General features: G+C 66.5%; 16 protein-coding genes. 10 read left to right on the top strand and 6 right to left on the bottom strand.

Features of this window, described 5'->3' with window-relative positions:
* The first annotated feature begins 85 nt into the window (after positions 1–85).
* From ACT009_RS02030 to ACT009_RS02015, 4 genes are all read left to right on the top strand, one after another.
* Complete coding sequence (locus tag ACT009_RS02030) at positions 86–2,875, top strand: TonB-dependent receptor (RefSeq protein WP_445192739.1); 2,790 nt, start codon at positions 86–88, stop codon at positions 2,873–2,875.
* A 256-nt stretch (positions 2,876–3,131) separates the two neighbouring features.
* A complete protein-coding gene (locus tag ACT009_RS02025; protein ID WP_445192738.1) occupies positions 3,132–5,189 on the top strand; it encodes a M13 family metallopeptidase in 2,058 nt (685 codons plus the stop codon).
* A 1-nt stretch (position 5,190) separates the two neighbouring features.
* Positions 5,191–6,576 (top strand): glycosyltransferase, encoded by a 1,386-nt coding sequence (locus tag ACT009_RS02020; RefSeq protein WP_445192737.1) that lies wholly within the window; start codon positions 5,191–5,193, stop codon positions 6,574–6,576.
* Positions 6,577–6,734: 158 nt separating this feature from the next.
* On the top strand, positions 6,735–7,268 hold the full coding sequence (locus ACT009_RS02015) for an FxDxF family PEP-CTERM protein (RefSeq protein WP_445192736.1): 534 nt from the start codon (positions 6,735–6,737) through the stop codon (positions 7,266–7,268).
* Between the two features lie 86 nt (positions 7,269–7,354).
* Here the strand turns inward: ACT009_RS02015 and ACT009_RS02010 are convergent, their stop codons facing one another.
* Entirely contained in the window at positions 7,355–8,119 is a 765-nt protein-coding gene (locus ACT009_RS02010; RefSeq protein ID WP_445192735.1) for an N-acyl amino acid synthase FeeM domain-containing protein, read from the bottom strand.
* A gap of 106 nt (positions 8,120–8,225) precedes the next feature.
* Here ACT009_RS02010 and ACT009_RS02005 point away from each other — a divergent pair, with 106 nt between their 5' ends.
* Positions 8,226–8,411, top strand: a complete 186-nt coding sequence (locus tag ACT009_RS02005) for a hypothetical protein (RefSeq protein ID WP_445192734.1) — start codon at positions 8,226–8,228, stop codon at positions 8,409–8,411.
* A 78-nt stretch (positions 8,412–8,489) separates the two neighbouring features.
* Here ACT009_RS02005 and ACT009_RS02000 read toward each other — a convergent pair whose 3' ends face one another.
* Both ACT009_RS02000 and ACT009_RS01995 read right to left on the bottom strand, forming a co-directional pair.
* Entirely contained in the window at positions 8,490–8,687 is a 198-nt protein-coding gene (locus ACT009_RS02000; RefSeq protein ID WP_445192733.1) for a hypothetical protein, read from the bottom strand.
* A 64-nt stretch (positions 8,688–8,751) separates the two neighbouring features.
* Positions 8,752–11,256: a hypothetical protein gene (locus ACT009_RS01995; protein WP_445192732.1), complete on the bottom strand. Its 2,505-nt coding sequence runs from the start codon at positions 11,254–11,256 to the stop codon at positions 8,752–8,754.
* A 162-nt stretch (positions 11,257–11,418) separates the two neighbouring features.
* Between ACT009_RS01995 and ACT009_RS01990 the strand changes: the two genes are divergently transcribed.
* Positions 11,419–12,807 (top strand): M20/M25/M40 family metallo-hydrolase, encoded by a 1,389-nt coding sequence (locus tag ACT009_RS01990; RefSeq protein ID WP_445192731.1) that lies wholly within the window; start codon positions 11,419–11,421, stop codon positions 12,805–12,807.
* Between the two features lie 54 nt (positions 12,808–12,861).
* Here ACT009_RS01990 and ACT009_RS01985 read toward each other — a convergent pair whose 3' ends face one another.
* Positions 12,862–13,452, bottom strand: a complete 591-nt coding sequence (locus tag ACT009_RS01985; RefSeq protein ID WP_445192730.1) for a TetR/AcrR family transcriptional regulator — start codon at positions 13,450–13,452, stop codon at positions 12,862–12,864.
* Positions 13,453–13,498: 46 nt separating this feature from the next.
* On the opposite strand from ACT009_RS01985, the gene ACT009_RS01980 reads away from it, so the two are divergent.
* Positions 13,499–14,689 carry an aromatic ring-hydroxylating oxygenase subunit alpha gene (locus ACT009_RS01980; protein WP_445192729.1) on the top strand — a complete coding sequence of 397 codons (1,191 nt, stop codon included), beginning with the start codon at positions 13,499–13,501 and terminating at the stop codon, positions 14,687–14,689.
* On the top strand, positions 14,686–16,314 hold the full coding sequence (locus ACT009_RS01975; protein ID WP_445192728.1) for a phytoene desaturase family protein: 1,629 nt from the start codon (positions 14,686–14,688) through the stop codon (positions 16,312–16,314). The genes ACT009_RS01980 and ACT009_RS01975 overlap by 4 nt, the downstream gene beginning before the upstream one ends.
* Here the strand turns inward: ACT009_RS01975 and ACT009_RS01970 are convergent.
* Positions 16,286–17,590, bottom strand: a complete 1,305-nt coding sequence (locus ACT009_RS01970) for an amino acid permease (RefSeq protein ID WP_445192727.1) — start codon at positions 17,588–17,590, stop codon at positions 16,286–16,288. The genes ACT009_RS01975 and ACT009_RS01970 overlap by 29 nt on opposite strands.
* A 56-nt stretch (positions 17,591–17,646) precedes the next feature.
* Here ACT009_RS01970 and ACT009_RS01965 point away from each other — a divergent pair, with 56 nt between their 5' ends.
* Together ACT009_RS01965 and ACT009_RS01960 are read left to right on the top strand one after the other, a co-directional pair.
* Positions 17,647–19,239, top strand: coding sequence for a sulfotransferase (locus ACT009_RS01965; protein ID WP_445192726.1), 1,593 nt, complete (start codon positions 17,647–17,649; stop codon positions 19,237–19,239).
* A 120-nt stretch (positions 19,240–19,359) separates the two neighbouring features.
* The gene (locus ACT009_RS01960) at positions 19,360–21,924 is read left to right on the top strand and encodes a TonB-dependent receptor (protein WP_445192725.1); all 2,565 of its coding nucleotides are present in this window, start codon (positions 19,360–19,362) and stop codon (positions 21,922–21,924) included.
* A 36-nt stretch (positions 21,925–21,960) separates the two neighbouring features.
* Here ACT009_RS01960 and ACT009_RS01955 read toward each other — a convergent pair whose 3' ends face one another.
* The gene (locus tag ACT009_RS01955; RefSeq protein ID WP_445192724.1) at positions 21,961–22,902 is read right to left on the bottom strand and encodes a family 43 glycosylhydrolase; all 942 of its coding nucleotides are present in this window, start codon (positions 22,900–22,902) and stop codon (positions 21,961–21,963) included.
* Positions 22,903–22,924: the final 22 nt, after the last annotated feature.

The following is a 22,924-nucleotide window of genomic DNA, read 5'->3' as shown; positions in this document are numbered from 1 at the left end:
GAACAACGGTTGAGAGCCGGTCATGCGCCCAAATGGTGCCAGCGATGGCAGCGAGGCAGCGAACCGGCCAAAAAGGGAGAGAATGATGAAGCTTCGCATCCGCACGCTCGGCTTGCTCGCGACCACGAGCCTCACCGTCTGCATGACCACCGCCGCGCCCGCCTCGGCGCAGACCACCGCGCCCGATCAGTCGCCTGCCACAGGCGCCGACCTGCCGGGCGCGACCACGGCCAATCCGCAGGTGGTGGATGCGGCCAGCGGCGATATCGTCGTCACCGGGTTCCGCCAGAGCCTGCAGAACGCGCAGAACATCAAGAAGAACGCCGCCGAAATCGTCGATTCGATCGTCGCCGAGGACATCGGCAAGCTCCCCGACAACAATCTGTCGGAAGCGCTGCAACGCGTCCCCGGCGTCCAGATTACGCGCAACCACGGCGAGGGCAGCGGCATCGCGATCCGCGGCCTGTCGCAGGTCAAGACGCTGGTGAACGGCCGCGAGGTGTTCTCCGACGCAGGCCGCGATCTCAGCCTGGAGAATGTCCCCGCCGAGATTCTTGCCGGCATCGACGTCTACAAGAATCTCTCGGCCACCCTGATCGAAGGCGGTCTCGGCGGCATCGTCAACCTGAAGACCCGCAAGCCGTTCGACTTTCCCGGCTTTCAGGCGTCGATCAGCGGCCGACTCAACTATTACGACATGGCCGACGAAACCAAGCCGCAGGTCTCCGCGCTGATCTCGAACCGGTTCGACACCGGCATGGGCGAGATCGGCGTCCTGCTCGGCGCCGCGGTAATCGAATCCGCCGGCCGCTTCGACCAGAACGGGTCGGAGCCCTTTTCCAATCGCTACAACATCGTCGACTTCAACAAGAACGGGGTGTTCGTCGGCACCAACGGGCCTGCCAACGGGATCGTCAACGGCAAGCTGCTGGATCCGGGCGACCTCGTCATCACTCCGGACGGCGGCGGCGATTCCGTCGAGATCACCGAACGCCGGCGTGTCGCGGTGAACGGCATGCTGCAATGGCGCCCCGCATCGACGCTCGAGCTGTTCGTCGAAGGCACGTATAACGACTATAGCTACCGCCAGGCATCGGGCCTCGCCTATGCCAATCGCGGCAACCGCTTCGCGCTGCCCGGTGCGCCGTTCACCTTCTACGAAGGCACCAACGTCGTGAAATCGGGCACGTACCGCGACGTGCAGTTCACCGCCAACAACAATTATTTCGATCGCGACGCCTATACCTGGCAGATCGCGACCGGCGGCACCTGGAAGCCGACCGCCAATCTCGATGTCGTGCTCGACCTGTCCTACACCAAATCGTCGCGCACGGACGAAAGCGGGGGCATTCGAACCGGCACGACGGCGGCGCAAGCCACCGGCATCAACCTGTTCTTCGACACCGCGACGAAGAACAACGTCACACTAGACTTGAGCGGCGCCGACTTCGCCAATCCCAACCTCTATTCCTTCCTCGATGCGAGCAATTCGATCGAGAAGGCGGGTGGCGCGGGCAAGTCTGCGCGGCTGGACGCGATCTACCGGTTCGACGATGCGCCGATCACGTCGCTGTCGCTCGGCGGCCGGTTCGCGGAGCGCAGCGTCGAGCGCAACCAGGGGTCCCGATCGCATCTCGGCGGCGCGCCGCTCCTCCCTTCGCCCCAGCCGATCTCGCTACTGCCCGGCATCCTCAAGCCGAGCCCCTATGGCGCCGATTTCTTCCGCGATACCGATGTCCCTAACCCGATCGGCGTGATCCTGTCGCCCGATCTCGACCAGGTCCGCGACATCGCCGCGATCTGCGCCGCCTTTCGCGACACGATCTGTTACCCGACCTTCAATCCGGTCAACCGCTACGCCCTGGACGAGAAGACCTATGCCGGCTTCGGACAGGTCAATTTCGAGCTGCCGGGGATCCTTGCGGGCATCGATGGCAATGCCGGCCTCCGCTACGTCCATACCGAGCTGTCGATCGTCGGCACCCTGACTCAGCCCAACGGTACGACGCTGCCGATCGATCGCGACAGCGAATACAACAACCTGCTGCCGAGCGTGAACGTCCGCACCAAGTTCAGCGACAAGCTGTTCCTGCGCCTCGCCGCGGCCAAGCAGATCACCCGGCCGAACTTCAGCGATCTGTCCCCGACCCTCGGCATCTCGTTCGCCAATGCCGGATCGAGCCTGGTCGGCAATTCGGGCAATCCCGACCTGCGGCCGCTCAAATCGACGTCGTACGACGCATCGCTCGAATATTACTTCTCGCGCAGCGGCTACATGTATCTGTCGGGCTTCCTGAAGAAGGTCGACGGATTCATCCAGACGGTGTCGACCGACGAGCCGGTCAGCCTGCCCGACTATCCCGGCTATACCACTGCGTTGATCCGCCGGCCGCAAAACGGCAACAACGGCACGATCAAGGGGTTCGAGGTCGGCACCCAGACCTTCCTCGACTTCCTGCCCAAGCCGTTCGACGGCTTCGGCCTTCAGGCGAACTACACCTATGTCCAGTCGAGCGCGCCCGGCCCGATCGCAGGACAGAGCGTCCCGCTGCAAGGTCTGTCCAAGAACAGCTACAACATCGTAGGCTTCTACGAAAAGGCCGGCTTCCGGGCCCGCGTCGCGTATAGTTACCGGTCCGATTATGTTGAATCCACCTCGGGGCCGGGATCGGGCGCCTTGCCCATCTACGTCCAGCCGTTCGATCAGCTCGACGCCTCGATCGGCTATTTGGTGAACGATCATTTCGACATCTCGGTCGATGCATCGAACATCACCAAGTCGGTGAACCACACCTATTTCGGTGAACTCATCCGCCCGCGCTTCAACAATCTGTACGACCGCCGCGTCGGCCTGGTCGTCCGCATCAAGTCCTGACGTACCCCCGAAGGACCTTCGCCCGCGACGAGCCACCCCTCGTCGCGGGTGTTTTTTGCAAAATTCGCTCCGTCATCCTGGGCTCGTTCCGGGATCCACTGTTCCGCACGGGCATAAGCCGCTGATCTTGCGTGACCGTGGCTCCGGAACAAGGCTCTGAGCGATGGACTGGCTCGGCACCCAATTGCCTCCACGGGGATTGATCGCCCAGCGCGCGATGGTAAGCCTTGTTACGACTTACATGAGGCTTTTCCGTATGCGTCGCACGATCTTAGTCCTTGCCGCCGGCACTGCGCTGGCCTCCGCCTCCACCCTCGTGGCGCAGACCGCCCCTACCCCAGCCGCCACGCCTGCTCCCGCCCCGCGCGGCAACGGGCCGGAGATCGGCAGCTTCGGCTTCGACGAAGCGGGCATGGACCGGAGCGTCCAGCCGGGCAGCAACTTCTACGCTTTCGCGAACGGCAGCTGGGCGAAGGCGACGCCGATCCCCGCCGATCGGTCGACCTACGGCATGTTCACCCTGCTCGACGATCTGTCGACCAATCGCAGCCGCGAGATCCTCGATGCCGAGGCCAAGCGGCCGGGCTCCAAGATCGGCGACTTCTACGCAAGCTTCACCGACGAGGCCGCAGTCGCCGCCAAGGGCGCCGCCCCGCTCCAGCCGACACTCACCGAGATCAAGGCGGTGAAGGACAAGAAGCAGGCCGCGGCGGCGATGGGCAAACTGCTGCGCCAGGGCGTGGCATCGCCGTTCGCGGTCTCCGTCAACCAGGACGACAAGGCGCCCGACACCTATATCGTCGCCATGTCGCAGTCGGGCCTCGGCATGCCCGATCGCGATTATTACCTGAAGACCGACGCCAAGCTGGTCGAGGCGAAGACCGCCTATGCGGCGTATCTCGCCAAGCTGCTGACGCTGGTTGGTGAGACCAATGCAGATGCGCGCGCCGCCGCGATCATCGCGTTCGAGACCTCGATCGCGCAGGCGCACTGGACCCGTGTCGACTCGCGCGACAGCGACAAGACCTACAACAAGCTGGCGCGCGCCGACTTCGATACGCAGGCTCCCGGCTTCGACTGGACCGCCTTCCTCGGCGCGGCGGGCATTTCGAACCAGGGCAGCTTTCTGGTCGCGCAGCCCTCCGCCTTCACCGGAACGGCCAAGGCGATCGCCGCCGCCCCGCTGCCGGTACTGAAGGACTACATGATGGTCCGCGCGATCAACGCCTCGGCACCCTATCTGTCGCAGCCGTTCGTCGACGCATCGTTCGCGTTCAACCAGACGACGCTGTCGGGCACTCCGCAGAACCGCGAGCGCTGGAAGCGTGGCGTGACGCTGGTGAAGAACTCGCTCGGCGAGGAACTCGGCAAGCAGTACGTCGCCAAGTGGTTCACCCCCGAGACCAAGGCCGCGGCGCTGGATCTCGTCAAGAACGTCATCGCCGCGCTCGACACCCGACTGCAGAACCTCGCCTGGATGGATCCCGCCACCCGCGTGAAGGCGCGCGCCAAGCTCGCCGCCTTCACCCCCAAGATCGGCTACCCGGACACGTGGCGCGATTATTCGACGCTAGTGGTGAAGCGCGACGACCTGCTCGGCAACGTCCAGCGCGCAGAGGCTTTCGAGTTCCAGCGCGGGCTCAACAAGCTCGGGAAGCCGATCGATCGCGGCGAATGGGGCATGACCCCGATGGAGATCAACGCCTACGCCAATCCGACGATGAACGAGATCGTCTTTCCGGCCGCGATCCTCCAGCCGCCCTTCTTCGATCCGAAGGCCGATGCCGCGGTCAATTACGGCGGCATCGGCGCGGTGATCGGGCACGAGATCAGCCATCATTTCGACGATCAGGGGTCAAAATACGACCTGACCGGCAAGCTGACGACCTGGTGGACGCCGCAGGACATCGAACGCTTCAAGGGGCTGACCGACAAGCTGGTCAAGCAGTACGACGCCTACCAGCCGCTGCCTGGGATGCACGTCCAGGGCGCGCTGACGCTCGGCGAGAACATCGCGGATCTGGCGGGTCTCACCACCTCCTACGATGCGTACAAGCTGTCGCTGAAGGGCAAGCCTGCGCCGGTCCTGGGTGGCTTTACCGGTGACCAGCGCTTCTATCTCGGCTGGGCACAGGTCTGGCGGATCAACTACCGCGAAGCGGCACTGCGCCAACGGCTGCTCACCGATCCGCATGCGCCGAACGAGCAGCGCGGCAACATCGTCCGCAATCTCGATCCCTGGTACGGTGCCTTCAAGCCCGCGCAAGGCGAGACGCTGTACCTCGCACCTGAGGATCGTGTCCGCATCTGGTAGGATGCGCGTCCTCCTCACGACGCTGCCGGGTTTCGGGCATTTCCAGCCGATCGTGCCGCTTGCGCATGCGCTGAGGCGTGGCGGCCACGTCGTCGCGGTCGCCACCGCGCCGTCCTTCGCGGAGGCGGTGGCGCGGGCGGGGCTGGAGTTCGTTCCGGCGGGGCTCGACTGGGACGAATCGCGTTTGCTCGAGACGTTGCCCGAGGTCGCAGACGAACCGAAGGAGTATCAGGGCGAGTGGCTGATGCGACGCATCTTCCTCGATCGCTCGCCGCGGCAGATGGTGCCGGACCTGATAGAAGTGGCGGCGAGGTGGCGGCCCGACGTGATCGTATCGGGGACGTATGAGTTCGGCGGCGCGCTGGCGGCAGAGCTGCTCGACCTGCCCTATGCGAGCTGCAGCATTTCGTTCCGATGGAATCGGTGGATCCTGAAGAACGTCGCGGGAAGGCCGCTCGCGCGACTACGTCGATCGCTGGGATTGCCGCTTGATCAGGGGTTTACCGCGTTCGGGCGGCATCTCGATCTATGCTTTGTGCCGCCGTCCTGGGTATTGACCAACGCGCTTTTACGTCCCGAATTGACACAAATGGTGCGCCGCAAAACGTTTGGCCACGGCATTTCGCTGCACCAGCGAGTGGTAGGATTGCGGGCGTTGGCCAAGCAGCGCCTGCTGGCACTCGACCATCGATTGCACCCCGAACATGGTGCGGTCGGCACGACCACGCACTTCATCCGCAACGGCGATGCCGACGGGGTGGCTGCCCCCCTGCCGGCCTGGTGGCACGATCTTCCGCCACGGCCGATCGTCTATGTCAGCCTCGGCACGGTGTTCAGCGCGCAATATCCGCACGTGTTCGACACGATCCTCGCTGGCCTCCGCGACGAGCCACTGAACCTGATCCTGACGGTCGGCCGCGACGTCGATCCCGCACGCTTCGGTCCGCAGCCCGCATCGGTGCGCATCGAACGCTTCATCCCGGCGGAGATATTGGCGGCGATGCTGCCTCACGTCTCCCTGTGCATCAACCATGCGGGGTTCGGCACGGTGATCGACGCGCTCACCCACGGCATCCCGCTGGTGTTGCTGCCGCTGTCGGCCGACCAGCCGGTGATCGCCCAATCCTGCCTGATCAACGGCGTCGCGCCGGACCTGCCGGCCGCGGCTTGGCGGATCAGTGCGAAAGGCCTGCCGATCATACGGCCGGATCATCTGACCCCCGACATGATCCGACAAGCGACAACCCAGGTGCTGCTCGACCCGCGCTTTCGCCAAGCCGCCGCCGCCGCCCGGGACGAGATCGCCGTGCTGCCCGGCCTGTCGCATGCGGTCGATCTACTTGCCGCATCGGTCGCAGGTGAGGCTATACCTAAGGCATATAGTTAATCGCAATCAGGTGCTTGCGATGCCCCAAAAAATTTCGGCGATGATTGCTTTGTTCGCACTTGCAAAAATGGTGAACATAAGGTTAACAAGCAAATAGTAGCAGCGAGCGCTTGAGTCGTCGGGTGGTGCTGCCGGGCTTCAGTAAGGGATTATCGGGAATGAACAAATTTTTGCTTGGTGCAGCGACCACGCTGGCTGCGTTTGCAATTGCACCTGCTGCGACCGCTGCGACCTTCATGCCGGGTACGCCCCAGTTCCAGGTGACGTTCAAGCCCAATGGGACCATCTCGGCACGCATCGGCGTTGATGGCTTGAGTGGCCCGTTCGATGACACCTACCAGTTCGAGCTTCTGACGAACGGTATTGGGAGCGGTGGTGTCATCGCCACCTTCAGCGGCGACGGCAACTTCTTCGAGTTCGGAGCGGTTTCGATAAACGGCGTTCCTATCCTCCCCATCAATTCCGGCGGTGTTAGTGTTGCGTCAGCAAACAACGTTAGCCTTATGGCGGGCACCAATCGCATCAGGATCGCGGGCAACGCGACAGGCAACGTCGCATACGCGGGGGTTATTACATTCGTCCCCAACGCAGTTCCCGAGCCCGCCACCTGGGCGATGATGCTCGTCGGCTTCGGCATGGTCGGCAGCGCAATGCGCTACCGTCGTCGTGCGACCAAGGTCGTTTACGCCTAATAGCGATTGCGATTAAACGATGCCGCCGATCGAAAGGTCGGCGGCATTGTCGTGTCTAGGTTGTTGTGGACATTTCCGTGATGACGTCAGCCGTAAGCGGCGCCAAGATGCGGTTCGTTCACGGCGTGCGGAATATGCGGTGCCGAACGCTCGGCATCCGGCCCAGCCAGTCGCGCAAAGATCCCGTCTTCCTCGCGTGGGGAGAAGAAGAACTGGTAGAGCGACCGCGCAACGATACCCGGCTGGCGCGCGTGTCGATCGATATGGTCACGGATCTTCGACACCTGCAGCCACATCAGCTGCGACGGTGCGCCGACGCTGTCGTTGGTCTTGAGGTCGCCGATCGCCTTGAAGCCGAGCATCGCCTCGTAGAAACGGCGGTGCCGCGGGTTTACCTCGATGAACAGGTCTGTGCAGCGATGCCGGCGCTGGCCGTAAATGAAGACGATGTGGAACAGCGACGCCAGCAACGGCTTGGACGGCACCTCCGCATCGAACGCCAGCTTGGTCAGTTCGCACACCTTGGCGCCCGGCACGCGACGAAACGAGTCGATCTCGGCGCGGAAGATCTTGTCCGCCGCCAACCCCGCCGCCGAATCGATCGCCAATGTGATCGTCCCCACGGTGCGTTCGTCGTCCGAAGCGGTGAAGGTCGCGTGGGTCGGCGCGATCGGGATGACGTGGCGGTCGCCGTAGCCGCGCCAGGAATACATCCGGTTGACCAGCATCCGCGCGCCGTTACGGGCGTCGTGGTCGTCGGCGAGCCGAACCGTAATCGTCCGATCGATATCGGGGGAAGCGAGTCGCAACGATCCGCGCTCCTCGTCGCCCATCGGCGGGTCCAGCGACATGCCTTGATCCGTCTTCACCATTCGCCCGACCCCCTTGGCGACTCAGGCGATGCGTCGGCCAGCCGGCTGGCTGGCGTCGTTCCGACGATGGCGAGGACGGAAAAGCATGACGCCGATCGACGGCACCATTCGCAACGCCCCCCTCATCGGCGAAACCCGATCCCGTGGTTACGATGCCGTCCCGGTGACCCTGTCGAGCCGACCGAAAGCATCGCTCCTCGAGCTTCAAGTACATCGCTTACGGCTTGGTGACGTGCGACCGGTTAATAATCCACAACTCGCAACGACTTAGGCGGCAGGACGGTGGAACGGTGCGGCCAAACACATCAGCACGACGGCACGGGTCAACGTTTGCACGCCCGCCGCTGCTTCACGGACGCAAGCGGTCGATCGCAGCGGGCATCAGCCAGTCGCTCCAGGCGACACTTCGGCCGTCCTGCCACGCGTCCCGCAGGACCCGCCGATCACTGCGCGAGGACCAGAGCATCGCACTGCGGACCGGCTCGCCGCCGGAGCGGCCATCCTCGAACGCGTCGATCATCCGATCGAGATTTGGGTCAGCGAGCATGTCATGATAATCGCACGAAATCGCGTATGGTTCCAGATGGCTTGGTAAACGAACGGCTCATCGGTCAAAAAAGTTTTCGCAGCGTTACGCTGACGACCCGCCCGACCGGATCCAGAAAGCCAGGCTGCAACCGATACGGCACGTTGCCCTGCCGGTCACGGATAGACTGCCGCGCGTCGGTGACGTTGTTGACGTCGACCTTCAGCTGCAGGTGGCTCGTCCATTCCTGCTTGGGCGTGAAATGGTGAACGCTTATGTACGTGCCGATATTTAGCTTGAAGATCGGCGCTAGCGCCAGATCTGCCGCCGGGTCCGCGTTCCTTACGCGACTGCCACCGCCGTACCAGAAATCGAACGTTCCGCCGCTGCCGAGATAGCTGATGCCGCCATAGGCATAGCCGAAGGCCCGCGGATTTCCGCCGCCGGTCACCGTGGCGCCGCGCAGCAGGTCGAGTTCGGGCGCGCCCGGCCGTAGCTGCAGCCGGTCGCTGAATTTGATGCTCGGCCCCGCGCCGACATAATAGGTCGGCCGCGGCGGTGCCTTGCCGGCATCGGCGCCGGCTGCCGGCGGACGACCCAGCGCGCCGTTGGCGGACACGGTCATGTTGAGGGTGCGCAGCCGCTCGCGGTAGAAGTTGATCGGACGGATCGTCAGCGAGGTCAGCCGCCCGGTCGCGTCGCGGGTGAACAGCTCGGGCAACAGCGGCTCGGTCTCCGGGGTCAGCGCATAGACGGTGCCGGTCTGATCGCGGACCGTCGTCGCCTCATAGGTCGCACCGACCCGGATCTCGCGCTTGGCAAAGGGCTTGATCGTCGCGGTCAGCGATCGCACCCGACGCCGCTCTGCGCGCAGATCGGGGTTGCCGCCCTGGATCAGCGTGACCAGCTCGGTCCGGGCATTGGTGAAGTCGAAGGCGTAGATGTTGGCGACGCGTACCTCGGGCGAGGAAAGCGCCTCGACCCCCGGCGCCGCCGCGCTGTGCCGGGATTGCGCCAGGAACTGCAGCCCGGTGAACGGCGCCCAAGCGACGCCCATGCTATGATCGTCGAGTGCGCCGAAGCCGCCGACCCGCCGCGCGTTGAAGGCGGCATTGACCGACAGCTCGCCGATGAACGGCAACACGTCCTGCCGCCGCGAGGCCAATGGCAGGTCGACCGCCACCCCGCCCTCGATACGCGACCGGCCAAGCGAAAGGTCGAACGGGTTTGGACCACGGGTAGTGGAAACCGCACTCGACCGCTCGAACTCCACGGTCGCGGTGACCGTCACCGGGCCTGCAGGAAGATCCACGGGCGCGTTGGTAGCGACCGACTTCAGCCCGGCGGTGCGGGTTCGGAGCCGCGCCCGGTCGGTCAGCCGTGTCGCCAGCAGCCCCGCGTCGAACGGCGCGAACGGATCGGCGCCCACGGCAATAGCCGCATTGGCAGCGGTCAGATCGATGCCGCGCTCGCTGTAGCCTGCGACGCGCTTCTGTTCGAGCGAGGCGGTCGCGTCCCAGCGCCACCCCGCGAACGTACCGCGCAGCACACCACCTGCGCGCAGGGTCGTCGTGGTCTGCTGCGCGCCAAGCGTCGGCACCTCGGTCAGATAGCGATTGAGCAGCACCGGCCGCGAGAAGGGCGACGCCGGATTGGTCTCGGGCACCGTCAGTGTCGCCACCGCAGGGCCCAGGGTCGATCGGTCGCGGCTCCGTTCGACGCCGAGGCTGAGCGATCCCGCGAGCGTCTCGCCGAGCCGGTCCGCGAACACCGCCTCCGCCTTCACCGCATCGTTCGCCGGGATCAGCGTGCGATATGGGCCAAGATCGAACAGACGCGGCTGGTTTGCCCTCGCCGCATAGCCGGCGAGGCTGCTGCGATCGCCGGCCGCGAACGGCACCGGCGCAACGCTCACCAGCCCGCCTGCCAGCGCCGACAGCGCCGGATCGATCTCGCCGCCGTTCGTGCCGGTGACGTTGCCGATCGCATCGAAGATGATCGCGGGATCATTGGCGATGGCACGCTTTGACTGGAGCAGCGGATCGGTGCGCCGATATTCGAGCCCCAGCGTCAGTCGGCTGTCGTCGCGCAGCCGCGTCACGCCCAGATTGAGATTGCCCCGATCGCTGCCGCCGCGTGTCGTCGTTCCCGCGGTGCCGCGCACCTCGGTCTGGCGGAAGCGGCGCTTGGTGATGAAGTTCAGCACGCGGCGGGTCGGCGGATAGCCGAACGCCAGCGCCGCGGGTTCGGGGAGCACCTCGACCTTCTCGATTGCCTCGGGCGGCAGCGCGCCGATGTCGGGATAGCCGGAGACCCGCTGGCCGTTGAGCAGGAAGATCGGATCGCTGCCGTCGGCGGACTGGGTGATGCCGCGGATCGACCGCAGCAATTCGCCGATCGTCGTCGCACCCGTCGCGGCGATTATCGCGCTATCGACGACCGCGACAGCATCGATCCCGCCGAGGATCGAGCCGCGCCGGCCGATCACGACGACATCGTCCTTGGTGGGCTCGACCGGCGCCTTTGCCGCGACGTCGGGGGCGACTTGCTGGGCGCCACCACTGCTATGGACGGCAATCGAGAACGCCACGATCAGGCGAGCGATCCTCGGCGCACGATCGCTGATCCGCATACTCGATTACGCCTCACCCCGACGCCGCGATCATATCGTTCGCGCGACCAAAATCCAACGGCTTTGCAGATGCATTCGGCGACGGTAAGCGCAGGTACTTACCGGAGCGGAGAAGCTGTCATGAAGCCATCGATCGTCGCGGCGCTTGCCGGCTCGCTGCTTTCCTCGTCCGCCGCGATGGCAAGCCCGCCCGCGACCACGCCCGACCAGCAGGCGCTCGACATCGCCAAGCGCGCGATTAGTTACCGCAGCGTTCGCGGGCCCGGCAACCAGACGCCCCAGCTCGCCGCCTATCTGCGCTCGGTGCTCATCGACGGAGGCTTCGCCGCCGCCGACGTCACCGTCACCCCGGTCGACGACACCGCCTATCTCGTCGCGCGGTTCCGCGGGACCGATCCCGCCGCCAAGCCGCTGCTGATGTCGGGCCACATCGACGTCGTCGAGGCGAAGCCCGCCGACTGGACCCGCGATCCGTTCACCGCGGTGGTGGAGAACGGCTATCTGTTCGGCCGGGGCGCAACCGACATGAAACTCGACGCCGCCATCGCGATCGCGACGCTGGTCGACCTCAAGCGGCAGGGTTTCAAGCCACGGCGCGACATCGTGCTCGAACTATCGGGCGACGAAGAGACGGTAATGAAGACCAGCGCGCTGATCGCCGAGCAGTTCAAGAACGCCGAGATGGTGCTCAACATCGACGGCGGCGGCGGGCGGCTGGGCGAGGACGGCAAGCCGCAATTCTTCACCTGGCAGGGCGCGGAGAAGACCTATGCCGATTTCCGCCTAACCGTGACGAACCCCGGCGGGCATTCGTCGGCGCCGCGCCCGCTGAACGCGATCAACCAGCTGTCGGCGGCGCTGGTGCGGATCGGTGACTACCACTTCGCCGCCCAGACCAACGACCTGACCCGCGCCTATTTCCGCTCCGCCGCCAAGTTCAAGACCGGCCCGATTGCGCAGGCGATGGCGCGCTTCGCGGACTCGCCGACCGACGAGCAGGCGATTGCGACGCTGCGCGCGGACCCCGCGACGGTCGGCCAGATCGGCACCACCTGCGTCGCCACGATGGTCTCGGGCGGCCATGCCGAGAACGCACTGCCGCAGCGCGCGACCGCCAACATCAACTGCCGGATCTTTCCGGGTGTCGCACCGAAGGCGGTGATGGAGACGCTGCGTACCGCCGCCGCCGATCCCGCGGTTGGCTTCACCGACGTCACCGAAGGATCGGTCGCCAACGACGCCTCGCCGATGCGCCCCGATTTCGTCAATGCGGTCGAGCGTGCGATGGGCAAGGCTTACCCCGGCGTGCCGGTGTTCCCGAGCATGGCGGCTGGCGCGAGCGACTCGATGTGGTTCCGCTATCACCACGTGCCGAGCTACGGCGCGAGCCCGGTGTTCATGAAGGAATCCGACGATTTCAGCCACGGCCTGAACGAACGCACCCCGATCGCCGCGATCGCGCCATCGGTGGTGTATTACCGGTCGCTGCTGACCGACCTGGCACAGTAGCCAAGCACTGAGCCCCTCCCATCGGGGAGAGGGTGAGTAGAGGGTGGCGCGTCTTCACCCCCCCAGCAGATGCGCCACATGCCGCGACGCCACGGTGCGCGCCTCCGCGGCGGTGAAGCCGGTCGGCGACAGGCACAGCTCCAGCCACAGCCCGTCCACCAGCGCCGCGATCGATAGCGCGGCGAGGCGCAGGTCTCCCGCCGCCACGCCGCATTCGATCAGCAGCGCCTCCAGCCCTGCGCGGTACGCAGCATAGGATCGGTCATGCTCCGCCGCGACCGCGGGGTTGCTGCGGGTCAGGCTCCACAATGCGGTCCAGGTCGCCAGCAGCGACGCGTCCGCGATCGGCGGTGCAAAGCTCGCGCCGACATACGCCTCCAGCCGCGCCCGCGGATCGTCGCCCGCAGTCTCGGCCGCTGCGGTCAGCGCCGCCGCGACCCGCTCCCCTACCGCGGCATAGGTCCGCGCCACCAGCGCATCGACGCTGGCGAAATGATGCGTAACCAGCCCCGGCGACACTCCCGCCTCCGCCGCGATCGCGCGCACCGATGCGCCCGCCGCGCCGTCGCGCGCCAGCACGCGGGCCGTCGCCTCGATCAGGCCGGTACGACGGACTTCGGCCTCCACGCGTTCGAACTTGCGCATCCCCGCACGCTATTATACGACCGTATAACAAGCAACGGGGGACGTCATGGCGCAGCGCTATCTGGATCTCGCGAGCGTGGACCCCGATGCCGATTGGAGCCTGCCTGCCTGGCTCTACACCGATCCCGAATATCATGCGGTCGAGATCGACCGCATCATCCTCCCTTCCTGGCAGATCGTCTGCCATGCGGGCGAGATCGCGCAGCCGGGCGACTGGCGGACGATCGAGTATCTCGGCGAGAGCGTCGTCGTGGTTCGCGGCGACGACGGCGAGGTCCGCGCGTTCCACAATGTCTGCCGCCATCGCGCGATGCGGCTGGTGGCGGGCGATGCGGGCTGCACCCGCAAGCTCGTCTGCCCGTATCATGCGTGGACCTACGAACTCGATGGCCGGCTGACCGGCGTGCCGATGCGCCGCGACTATCCCGCGCTTGACCTGGCCGCGACCGGGCTGATTGCCGTCGAGCTCGACACCTGGCGCGGCTTCGTCTTCGTGCGGCTGACGGACGATGGCGGGCCGTCGGTGGCGGCGATGATGGCGCCCTATGATCACGAGATCGCGCCCTACCGGTTCGACGATATGCGCCCGCTCGCCCCGATGCGGCAGCGCGAGCGGCGGGTAAACTGGAAGAATGTCGGCGACAATTATTCCGACAATCTCCACATCCCAGTCGCGCACGACGGCCTGTCGCGGCTGTTCGGGCGCAGCTATGCAATCGAGGCGCAGCCCTATGTCGACAAGATGTCGGGCTATTTGGTCGAGCGGCCTTCGACCGATTTCTGGGAGCGCTTCTACCAGGCGCACCTGCCGGTCGCCGATCACCTGCCCGTCGCCAACCAGAGATTGTGGCTCTATTTCAAGCTGTGGCCCAACATGGCGTTCGACATCTATGCCGATCAGATCGATTTCATGCAGTGGCTGCCGCTCACCCCGACCACGTCGCTGCTGCGCGAGACCAGCTATGCCCTGCCGGACGACCGCCGCGCAATGAAGCTCGCGCGCTACGCCAATTGGCGGATCAACCGCGTCGTCAATGCCGAGGACACGAAATTGATCGAGCAGGTCCAGCAGGGCATGGCGTCGCGCAGCTATACCGCGGGGCCGATCGGGCGCAGCGAGGTGTGCCTGCGCAGCTTCGCCGCGAAGATCCGCGATCGGATCCCCGAGGCACGGCTGCACCGCCCGCCCCCGCCCGGCTGGAGCCGCGCGCCGCGCGCCGTAGGAGCATCGGCATGACCGCACGCTACGACGCGATCGTCATCGGCGGCGGCCATAACGGGCTGGTCTGCGCCTTCTATCTCGCCCGGGCCGGGCTGAAGGTCCGCGTCCTCGAACGCCGCCACGTCGTCGGCGGCGCCGCGGTGACCGAGGAGTTCCATCCCGGCTTCCGCAACTCCACCGCGAGCTACACCGTCAGCCTGCTCCGCCCCAAGGTGATCGCGGACATGAAGCTGCACGACCGCGGCTTCCGAATTATCGAGCGGACGATCTCCAACTTCTTCCCGTTCGAAAACGACTATCTGAAGCTGGGCGGCGGCACCGATCGTACGCAGGCCGAGTTCGCGCGGTTCTCGCAAAAGGATGCCGATGCCTTCCCCGCCTATGAAGCGGCGCTGGAAAAGGTCGCGCAGGTGCTGCGCGATCTCGCGCTGAAGGCACCGCCGAATGTCGGCAGCGGCCTGCCGGCGCTATTCGCGGCGGGGCGGCAGGGCTGGCCGCTGTCGCGAATGGGAATCGAGGCGCAGCGCGACCTGCTCGATGTCTTCACCAAATCGGCGCGCGACTTCCTCGACGGCTGGTTCGAGAACGACCATGTCCGCTCCGCCTTCGCGTTCGACGCGGTGGTCGGCAACTATGCCGGGGTGTCGACCGCGGGCAGCGCCTATGTCCTGCTCCACCACGTTTTCGGCGAGGTGAACGGCAAGTTCGGCGCCTGGGGGCATTCGGTCGGCGGGATGGGCGCGATCACCCAGGCGATGGCGGCGGCGTGCCTCGACGAAGGCGTCGAGATCAGCCTCGACGCGCCGGTCGACAAGCTGCTGGTCGACGGCGGCAAGGCCAGTGGCGTCAGGCTGTCGAGCGGCGAGGAGATCGTCGCGCCGATCGTCGCCGCCAATGTCGGACCCGCGATGCTGTACCGCGAGATGGTCGACGCGTCCGACCTGCCCGCCGATTTTCGCCGGCGCATCGCCGGGTTCAAGACCGGGTCGGGCACCTTCCGGATGAACGTGGCGCTGAGCGAGCTGCCCGATTTCAGCGTGCTACGCGGCCGCGACAAGGCCGAGCACCATACTGCGGGGATCATCATCGCGCCCAGCATGGACTATATGGATCAGGCGTTCGACGACGCCCGGCAGTTCGGCTGGTCGCGGAAGCCGATCGTCGAGATGAAGCTGCCGACCTCGGTCGACGACAGCCTGGCACCGCCGGGGATGCACATCGCCAGCCTGTTCTGCCAGCAGTTCGCGCCCGATCTGCCGCCGGGCCCCGACGGCGCGCCTCGCACCTGGGACGATTGCCGTGAGGAGGTCGCCGACCTGATCATCGACACCGTCACCGCGCATGCCCCCAACTTCAAGGGATCGATCGTGGCGCGGCAGATCCATTCGCCGCTCGATCTCGAACGCAAGTTCGGGCTGATCGGCGGCGACATCTTCCACGGGCAGATGGGGCTCGACCAGCTATGGGCGGCGCGGCCGGTGCTCGGCCATGGCGATTACCGCGCGCCGATCGCGGGGCTCTACATGTGCGGATCGGGCACCCATCCCGGCGGCGGCGTGACCGGCGCGCCCGGCCACAATGCCGCGCACGCGATCCTTGCCGATCGCAGCGTCATCGGGCGGTTGCTGCGCCGCGCCTGACCAGGAGGTAGACCGGGGCGCCGGCGAGCAGCAGCGCCAGCGCCCACTTGTTCGCCTCGGCGCCCAATCCCCAGGAAAGCCACGCGACGAACACCGCGGCGATCGCGGCGACGGCGCGCAGCACGCGGTCGCCAGGCAACAACCGAAACGCAGCGAGCGCGCTGGCGAAATAGGCGAGCATCCCAGCCGCCAGCGATACCGACGCGATGAACTGGAACAGGTCGCCCATCCCGCGCGCATAGTTGAGCAGCGTCACGACCGTGACGAGCGCGCCCGACACCAGATGCGCGCGAACCGGAGTGCCGTTGCGGCCGACCTTGCCGAACCACGCCGGGAACACCCCGCCCCGCCCCATTGCGCCGCACACCTCGCCCTGCATCAGGATGAAGCCGTTGAGCGTTCCGAACGCACTCACCGCCGCGAACAGCGCGACGACCGCGGCGGTGCCCGCGCCCAGCGTGGTGCCGAGGAACGCCGCCACCGGCGCCGGTGAAGCGGCGACCAGCGCGGTCGGCATCAGCGTCGTAATCGCGGCGGTCACCGCGAGATAGATTACGCCCGCCAGCGCGGTCCCGATCAGCGTCGCGCGCGGGACGACCCGGCTGGCATCTGCCACCTTGTCTGCGGGCACGGTCGCGGACTCGACGCCCAAGAACCCCCAGAAGGTCAGCGCCGCCGCCCCCGCGATCGCGCCTGCGCCGACCGGGACCGGCGACGCCGCTACCCGTGCCTCGCCGCCGGCGAGCAGCCATGCCGCCAGCACGATCACCCCGATCAGCGGCAGCAACTTTAGCAGCGTCGTGACCAGCTGAACCTTACCCGCCAGCGCGACGCCGCGAATATTGACGAACACCAGCAACCAGATCAGCGCCAGTGCCGCCATCGCCGCATGACCGGCCAGCCCCGGCATGATCAGGCTGAGCGCGCTGACCACCGCCACCGCCACCGCGGCGTTCCCCGCCCAGATCAACGTCCAGTAGCTCCACGCCGTCGCGAACCCGGCCGCCGGCCCGAACGCCGCCTGCGCGAAGGCATAGGGCCCGCCCGCCACCGGCATCGCCGCGCCCAGTCGCGCGAACACGAAGGCGAGGCACAGGGCGCCCGCGATCGTCGCCATCCAGCCGAACATCGCATTCGGCCCCAGCGGCGCGAGCGTCGCGGGCAACAGATAAATGCCGGAGCCGACCATGTTGCCGACGACGAGCGCCAGCACCGCCCAGAAACCGAGCGGCCTTGAGCCAGGGGCGCGCCCCGCGCGATCGGTCGTGCTGGTCATGTCGCGCCGACGCTACATCTTGATCGCATGCGCGCCACATGGTTTCTGCACGGCGCATGGCATCTTCTCCCCCGATCCCGCGCTGGCCCACCGGGCTCGTCGATGCCGCGCTGGCGTTGCACGACAACCGGCTGGAGATCGCCGAGCCGCTGCTTCGCCGGCATCTCAAGCGCGATCCGTTCGACGCGCGCGCGATCCGGATGCTCGCCGAGCTCGCCGGGCGACTCGGCCGATACAAGGACTCGGAGACGCTGCTGCGCCGCGCGCTGGAGCTGGCGCCGGGCTTCACCGCCGCGCGCGCGAACCTCGCGATCGTGCTCTATCGGCAGAACCGGCCGGTCGATGCACTGGAGGAACTCGACCGACTGCTCGACGAGGAACCCGATCATCCCGGCCACGCCAATCTGAAGGCCGCGGCGCTAGGCCGGCTCGGCGGGTTCGAGGCCGCGATCACGCTCTACGAAGGCGTGCTCGCCCGCGCGCCCGACCAGCCCAAGGTGTGGATGAGCTACGGCCACATGCTGAAGACGGTCGGCCGCCAGGCCGACGGCGTCGCCGCCTATCGCCAGGCGCTCGGCCTGCGGCCCGATCTCGGCGAGGCGTGGTGGAGCCTCGCCAACCTCAAGACCGTGCGGTTCGACGAGGCGGACATCGCCGCGATGGCAGCCGCGCTCGCCCGACCCGACCTGACCGACGAGGACCGTTTCCACCTCGATTTCGCGCTCGGCAAGGCGTGGGAGGATCGCCGCGACCCTGCCCGCGCGTTCGATCATTATGCCGCGGCCAACGCATTGCGCCGAACCAAGATCGTCTACGACGCCGACCAGACCGAGCGCTTCGTCGACGACGTCGTTGCGCTCGCCACCCCCGCCTTCTTCGCTCACAGGGTCGGCTGGGGCTGCCCCGCCGCCGACCCGATCTTCGTGCTGGGAATGCCGCGCGCAGGATCGACGCTGGTCGAACAGATCCTCGCCAGCCACAGCCAGGTCGAGGGCACCACCGAGTTGCCCGATCTGCCCGCGATCGCGCGGCAGGTGACGAATTACCCGCACGGCCTGTCGACCGTCACCGCCGACCAAGCCCGCGCGATGGGCGAGGAGTATCTGCGCCGTGCCGCGGTCCAGCGCCGCACCGATCGCCCCTTGTTCGTCGACAAGCTCCCCAACAATTGGGCGCACGTCGCACTGATCCGGCTGATCCTTCCCAACGCCACCGTCATCGACGCCCGGCGCGAGCCCCGCGCCTGCTGTTTCTCCAACTTCAAGCAGCATTTCGCGCGCGGCCAGGCGTTCAGCTACTCGCTTGCCGACATGGGCCGCTATTATCGCGACTATGTGCGGTTGCTGGCGCATCTCGACGCGGTGCAGCCCGGCCGGGTTCACCGCGTGATCCACGAGCGGCTGGTCGACGATGTCGAGAGCGAGGTTCGCGGCCTGCTCGCCGCCTGCGGGCTGGCGTTCGAGCCCGCCTGCCTGACCCCGCACGAGACCGATCGCGCGGTGCGCACCGCAAGCTCCGAACAGGTGCGCCAGCCGATCTTCCGTACCGGCAACGACGCCTGGGGTCCGTTCGCCGATCGGCTGGGCGAGCTGGAAGCCGCGCTCGGCGACACCGTCGACGCCTATCCGGATGCTCCGGCGTTCGGCTGATGTGGCAAATGCGCCACGTCGTATAACGAAGTTGTAGCGAACGGTTGCGCCGATTGACCTTGATCGCGCGGCGACCCAGCATGATCCCGGATTAAAAGACGATCGGGGGATCACATGGTCATGACGTTCAACCGCCGCTGTGTCGCGCTGTTGCTCGCCTCCGCCGCGTTCGCGGCGACGCCGGCCTGGGCACAGGACGCGACCACCAGCAACCCGCCGACGGACGACACCGCGCGCGCCGATATTCAGGACGACATCGTCGTCACCGCGCAGAAGCGTGACGAGAACATCCAGGACGTGCCGATCAGCATCCAGGCGATCGGCACGCGACGGCTCGATCAGCTCAACATCTCGAACTTCAACGAATATACCCAGCTGCTCCCCTCGGTCGCGTTCCAGACCGCGCAGCCGGGCGTCACCACCGTCTATATGCGCGGCGTCGCATCGGGCGGCGACGGCAACCATTCGGGCTCGCTGCCCTCGGTCGGCACCTATCTTGACGAACAGCCGGTGACGACGATCGGCGGCACGCTCGACATCCACATCTACGACGTCGCACGGATCGAGAGCCTGTCGGGGCCGCAGGGCACGCTCTACGGCGCATCGAGCCAAGCGGGCACGATCCGCATCATCACCAACAAGCCGGACGCGTCGAGCTTCTATGGTCGCGTCGACGGCGAGCTCAACACCATCACCGACGGCGGCATGGGCGGCAAGCTGGAGGGCATGATCAACGCGCCGCTGTCGAGCGCCGCGGCGCTGCGCCTCGTCGGCTTCTACCAGCGCGACGGCGGCTATATCGACAACGTTCCCGGCACGCGCAGCTTCATCGGCGGCATCACCGTCGACAACGACGATTTCGTCGAGAAGAACTACAACGATACCGAGACCTGGGGCGGCCGCGCCGCGCTGAAGATCGATCTCGACGACAGCTGGACGGTGACGCCGACCGTACTCTACCAGGAACTGCGCAGCCACGGCAGCTACGGCTTCGACCCCAAGGTCGGCGATCTCGACGTCCAGCGCTTCTACCCCGAATATCGCCGCGATCGCTTCGTCCAGGCGGCAATGACGATCGAGGGGAAGGTCGGCAATTGGGACGTCACCTATGCCGGCGCCTATCTCGATCGGCGCACCGCATCGTCATCCGACTATACCGATTATTCCGAGGCCTATGACTCGCTCTATTCGTCGGTCGGAGGGCTGTCGGGCTATTTCTACTATCAGGACAATGCCGGGAACACGATCGACCCGCGGCAGAACGTCCTCGCCACCGATCACTTCCGCAAGATGAGCCAGGAGCTGCGCGTCGCGTCGCCGGCGGAGGACCGCTTCCGGGTGGTCGCCGGCGCCTTCTACCAGCGCCAGAGCAACCTGATCCACCAGGATTACTCGATCCCGAACCTCGGCGCGCAGGTGTCGGTGAACGGTGCGCCGGGCACGCTGTGGCTGACCCAGCAGAAGCGGGTCGACAAGGATTATGCGGTGTTCGGCGAGGCGAGCTTCGATCTGCTGCCGACGCTGACGGTGACCGGCGGCGGCCGCGCCTACATCTACGACAATTCGCTGATCGGGTTCTTCGGCTTCGGCCGCAATCCCGGCGTCGATCCCGACGACGGCCGGCCGTATACCGCGTCGCCGTTCAACGCCGCGGGTTCGTCGCGAACCGGTGTCGCCGGCTGTTACCTGCAGAACGGCCAGGTGTTCCGTGACGCCTATCTGGACGGCGGCAACACCGACCAATTCCTGCCGGCCGCGGTGAAGGGCAGCTTCTGCACCAACCTCGCGACGCTCGCGAGCGGCAAGCTCTATCCCAAGAAGACCGAAGGCCAGGGCGCGACCTATCGCCTCAACCTGACCTGGAAGCCTACCGACGCCGTCCTGCTCTACGGCACCTGGTCGCGCGGATTTCGTCCCGGCGGGATCAACCGCCGCGGCGACGTCCAGGATTACGGCGCCGACTTCCTCACCAATTACGAAGTAGGCTGGAAGACGACGCTGGCGGGCGGGCTGCTCCGCTGGAATGGCGCGGTGTACCAGCAGAACTGGAACAAGTTCCAATTCGCCTTCCTCGGCGAGAACAGCTTCACCGTCATCCAGAACGGCCCCAACGCCCGGATCCGCGGGATCGAGAGCGACATCAACCTCAGCAGCGGCCCGCTGACGCTGACCGCGTCGGGCGCGTACACCGACGCGACCACCCGGCAGGACCTCTGCCTAGAGGCGCGCGCCAATTACGTCTGCGACGGCCTGATCGCGAGCGGGCAGCCCAATATCGTATCGGCGCCCGCCGGCACCCGGCTGCCGATCACCCCGCGCTTCAAGGTCAGCGGCACCGCGCGCTACACCGTGCCGTTCGGCCCGACCACGCGCGGCTACATCCAGGGCCTCGTCGCGCACCAGAGTTCGGCCGCGTCGGACATCCGCAGCGCGGTGTACTCGGCGGGCACCGGCGATGTGGTCAACCCGGCGGCAGCGCTCGGCCGGCTGCGCAGCTTCACCACCGGCAATGCCGCGATCGGCGCGGAGACCGGCAACTTCACCTTCGAGCTGTTCGCGCAGAACGTCTGGAACGAACGCGCGGAGATCACCCGCTTCCAGCAGTGCGGCTCCTGCTACCAGCGGCCGTACATCGTTCCGGTTACCCCCCGCACGATCGGGATCAGGGCGGGCGCGAAGTTCTAGCGGCCTTGCTCCCCGCCTGCGCGGAGATACCAGCGTTCAGCGGCTCGACATGGTCGGCGCAGCGTCGCCGTCGGTCATCACGATCGGCAGGATCGCGCCGTCCGCGGCATAGCGGACGCGATCGATCGCGACCTGACGCTCGCCCTTCAGCGGCGCGTCGGCGGGCGGCGATTCCCAGCGGTGGTAAACGATCAGCCAGTCGCCTGCGGTGTCCTGCACGAAGCTGTGATGCCCCGGCCCCTGATGCCGCGCGTCGCTGGTCAGGATCGCGCCTCGATACGTCCACGGTCCGGTCGGCGACGGCGCGGTGGCGTAGTGCGCCGAGTAATCGGGACCGTTCCATCGTCCGTGGCTGTACGACAGATAATAGATCCCGCCGCGCTCGTGCATGAACGCGCCTTCGGTGAACATCGGCGGTTGATCGACCTTCACCTCACGCGCGATCCCGACCATGTTCGGGTTCAGCTCCCACACCCGGAGCGTCGCGCCCGCGCTGCCGCCGGCATAGAGATATGCCTTGTCGGTGCGCGGATCGACGAAGACCATCGGGTCGATCGCCTCGAAGCCGTTTCCGCCAGTGACCAGCGGGCGCCCGCTGTCGCGATACGGCCCCTGCGGCCGATCGGCGACCGCGACGCCGATCCGGCTCGGGGTCGGGTTCTGCGGGCCGACCGAGTAATAGAGATACCATTTGCCGTTACGCCGCGCGACGCCTGGCGCCCACAGGAAGTGGTCGCGCGCTCCGTCATCGCCGATCCAGCGGATGCGATCGCGCCGCAGCGCCTCGCCCCGGCTGCGCCAGGTCTTCAGATCGCGCGACGAAAAGGCGCCGAACCGGTCCGCCTCCCAGCTCCCGCCCGGGCCCCCGGTCGGGAACACCCACAGCTCGTCGCCGATCAGCACCGCATGCGGATCGGCACCCTGGAACTCGGGATTGCGCGCCACCGCGGTGGTGGCGAGCGCAATCCCGAGCAGCACGGCAAGACCGCGCCGGAGCGAA

The organism is Sphingomonas sp. Tas61C01 (assembly GCF_052567495.1).
The sequence above is the reverse complement of the archived record's forward strand: the minus strand, read 5'-3'. Positions and strand labels throughout refer to the sequence as shown.

Bases quoted from the DNA above. Each gene is read 5' to 3' on its own strand.
- ACT009_RS02030 (WP_445192739.1), top strand. From the start codon at position 86: ATGAAGCTTCGCATCCGCACGCTCGGCTTGCTCGCGACCACGAGCCTC.
- ACT009_RS02025 (WP_445192738.1), top strand. From the start codon at position 3,132: ATGCGTCGCACGATCTTAGTCCTTGCCGCCGGCACTGCGCTGGCCTCC.
- ACT009_RS02020 (WP_445192737.1), top strand. From the start codon at position 5,191: ATGCGCGTCCTCCTCACGACGCTGCCGGGTTTCGGGCATTTCCAGCCG.
- ACT009_RS02015 (WP_445192736.1), top strand. From the start codon at position 6,735: ATGAACAAATTTTTGCTTGGTGCAGCGACCACGCTGGCTGCGTTTGCA.
- ACT009_RS02010 (WP_445192735.1), bottom strand. From the start codon at position 8,119: ATGTCGCTGGACCCGCCGATGGGCGACGAGGAGCGCGGATCGTTGCGA.
- ACT009_RS02005 (WP_445192734.1), top strand. From the start codon at position 8,226: ATGACGCCGATCGACGGCACCATTCGCAACGCCCCCCTCATCGGCGAA.
- ACT009_RS02000 (WP_445192733.1), bottom strand. From the start codon at position 8,687: ATGCTCGCTGACCCAAATCTCGATCGGATGATCGACGCGTTCGAGGAT.
- ACT009_RS01990 (WP_445192731.1), top strand. From the start codon at position 11,419: ATGAAGCCATCGATCGTCGCGGCGCTTGCCGGCTCGCTGCTTTCCTCG.
- ACT009_RS01985 (WP_445192730.1), bottom strand. From the start codon at position 13,452: ATGCGCAAGTTCGAACGCGTGGAGGCCGAAGTCCGTCGTACCGGCCTG.
- ACT009_RS01980 (WP_445192729.1), top strand. From the start codon at position 13,499: ATGGCGCAGCGCTATCTGGATCTCGCGAGCGTGGACCCCGATGCCGAT.
- ACT009_RS01975 (WP_445192728.1), top strand. From the start codon at position 14,686: ATGACCGCACGCTACGACGCGATCGTCATCGGCGGCGGCCATAACGGG.
- ACT009_RS01970 (WP_445192727.1), bottom strand. From the start codon at position 17,590: ATGACCAGCACGACCGATCGCGCGGGGCGCGCCCCTGGCTCAAGGCCG.
- ACT009_RS01965 (WP_445192726.1), top strand. From the start codon at position 17,647: ATGGCATCTTCTCCCCCGATCCCGCGCTGGCCCACCGGGCTCGTCGAT.
- ACT009_RS01960 (WP_445192725.1), top strand. From the start codon at position 19,360: ATGACGTTCAACCGCCGCTGTGTCGCGCTGTTGCTCGCCTCCGCCGCG.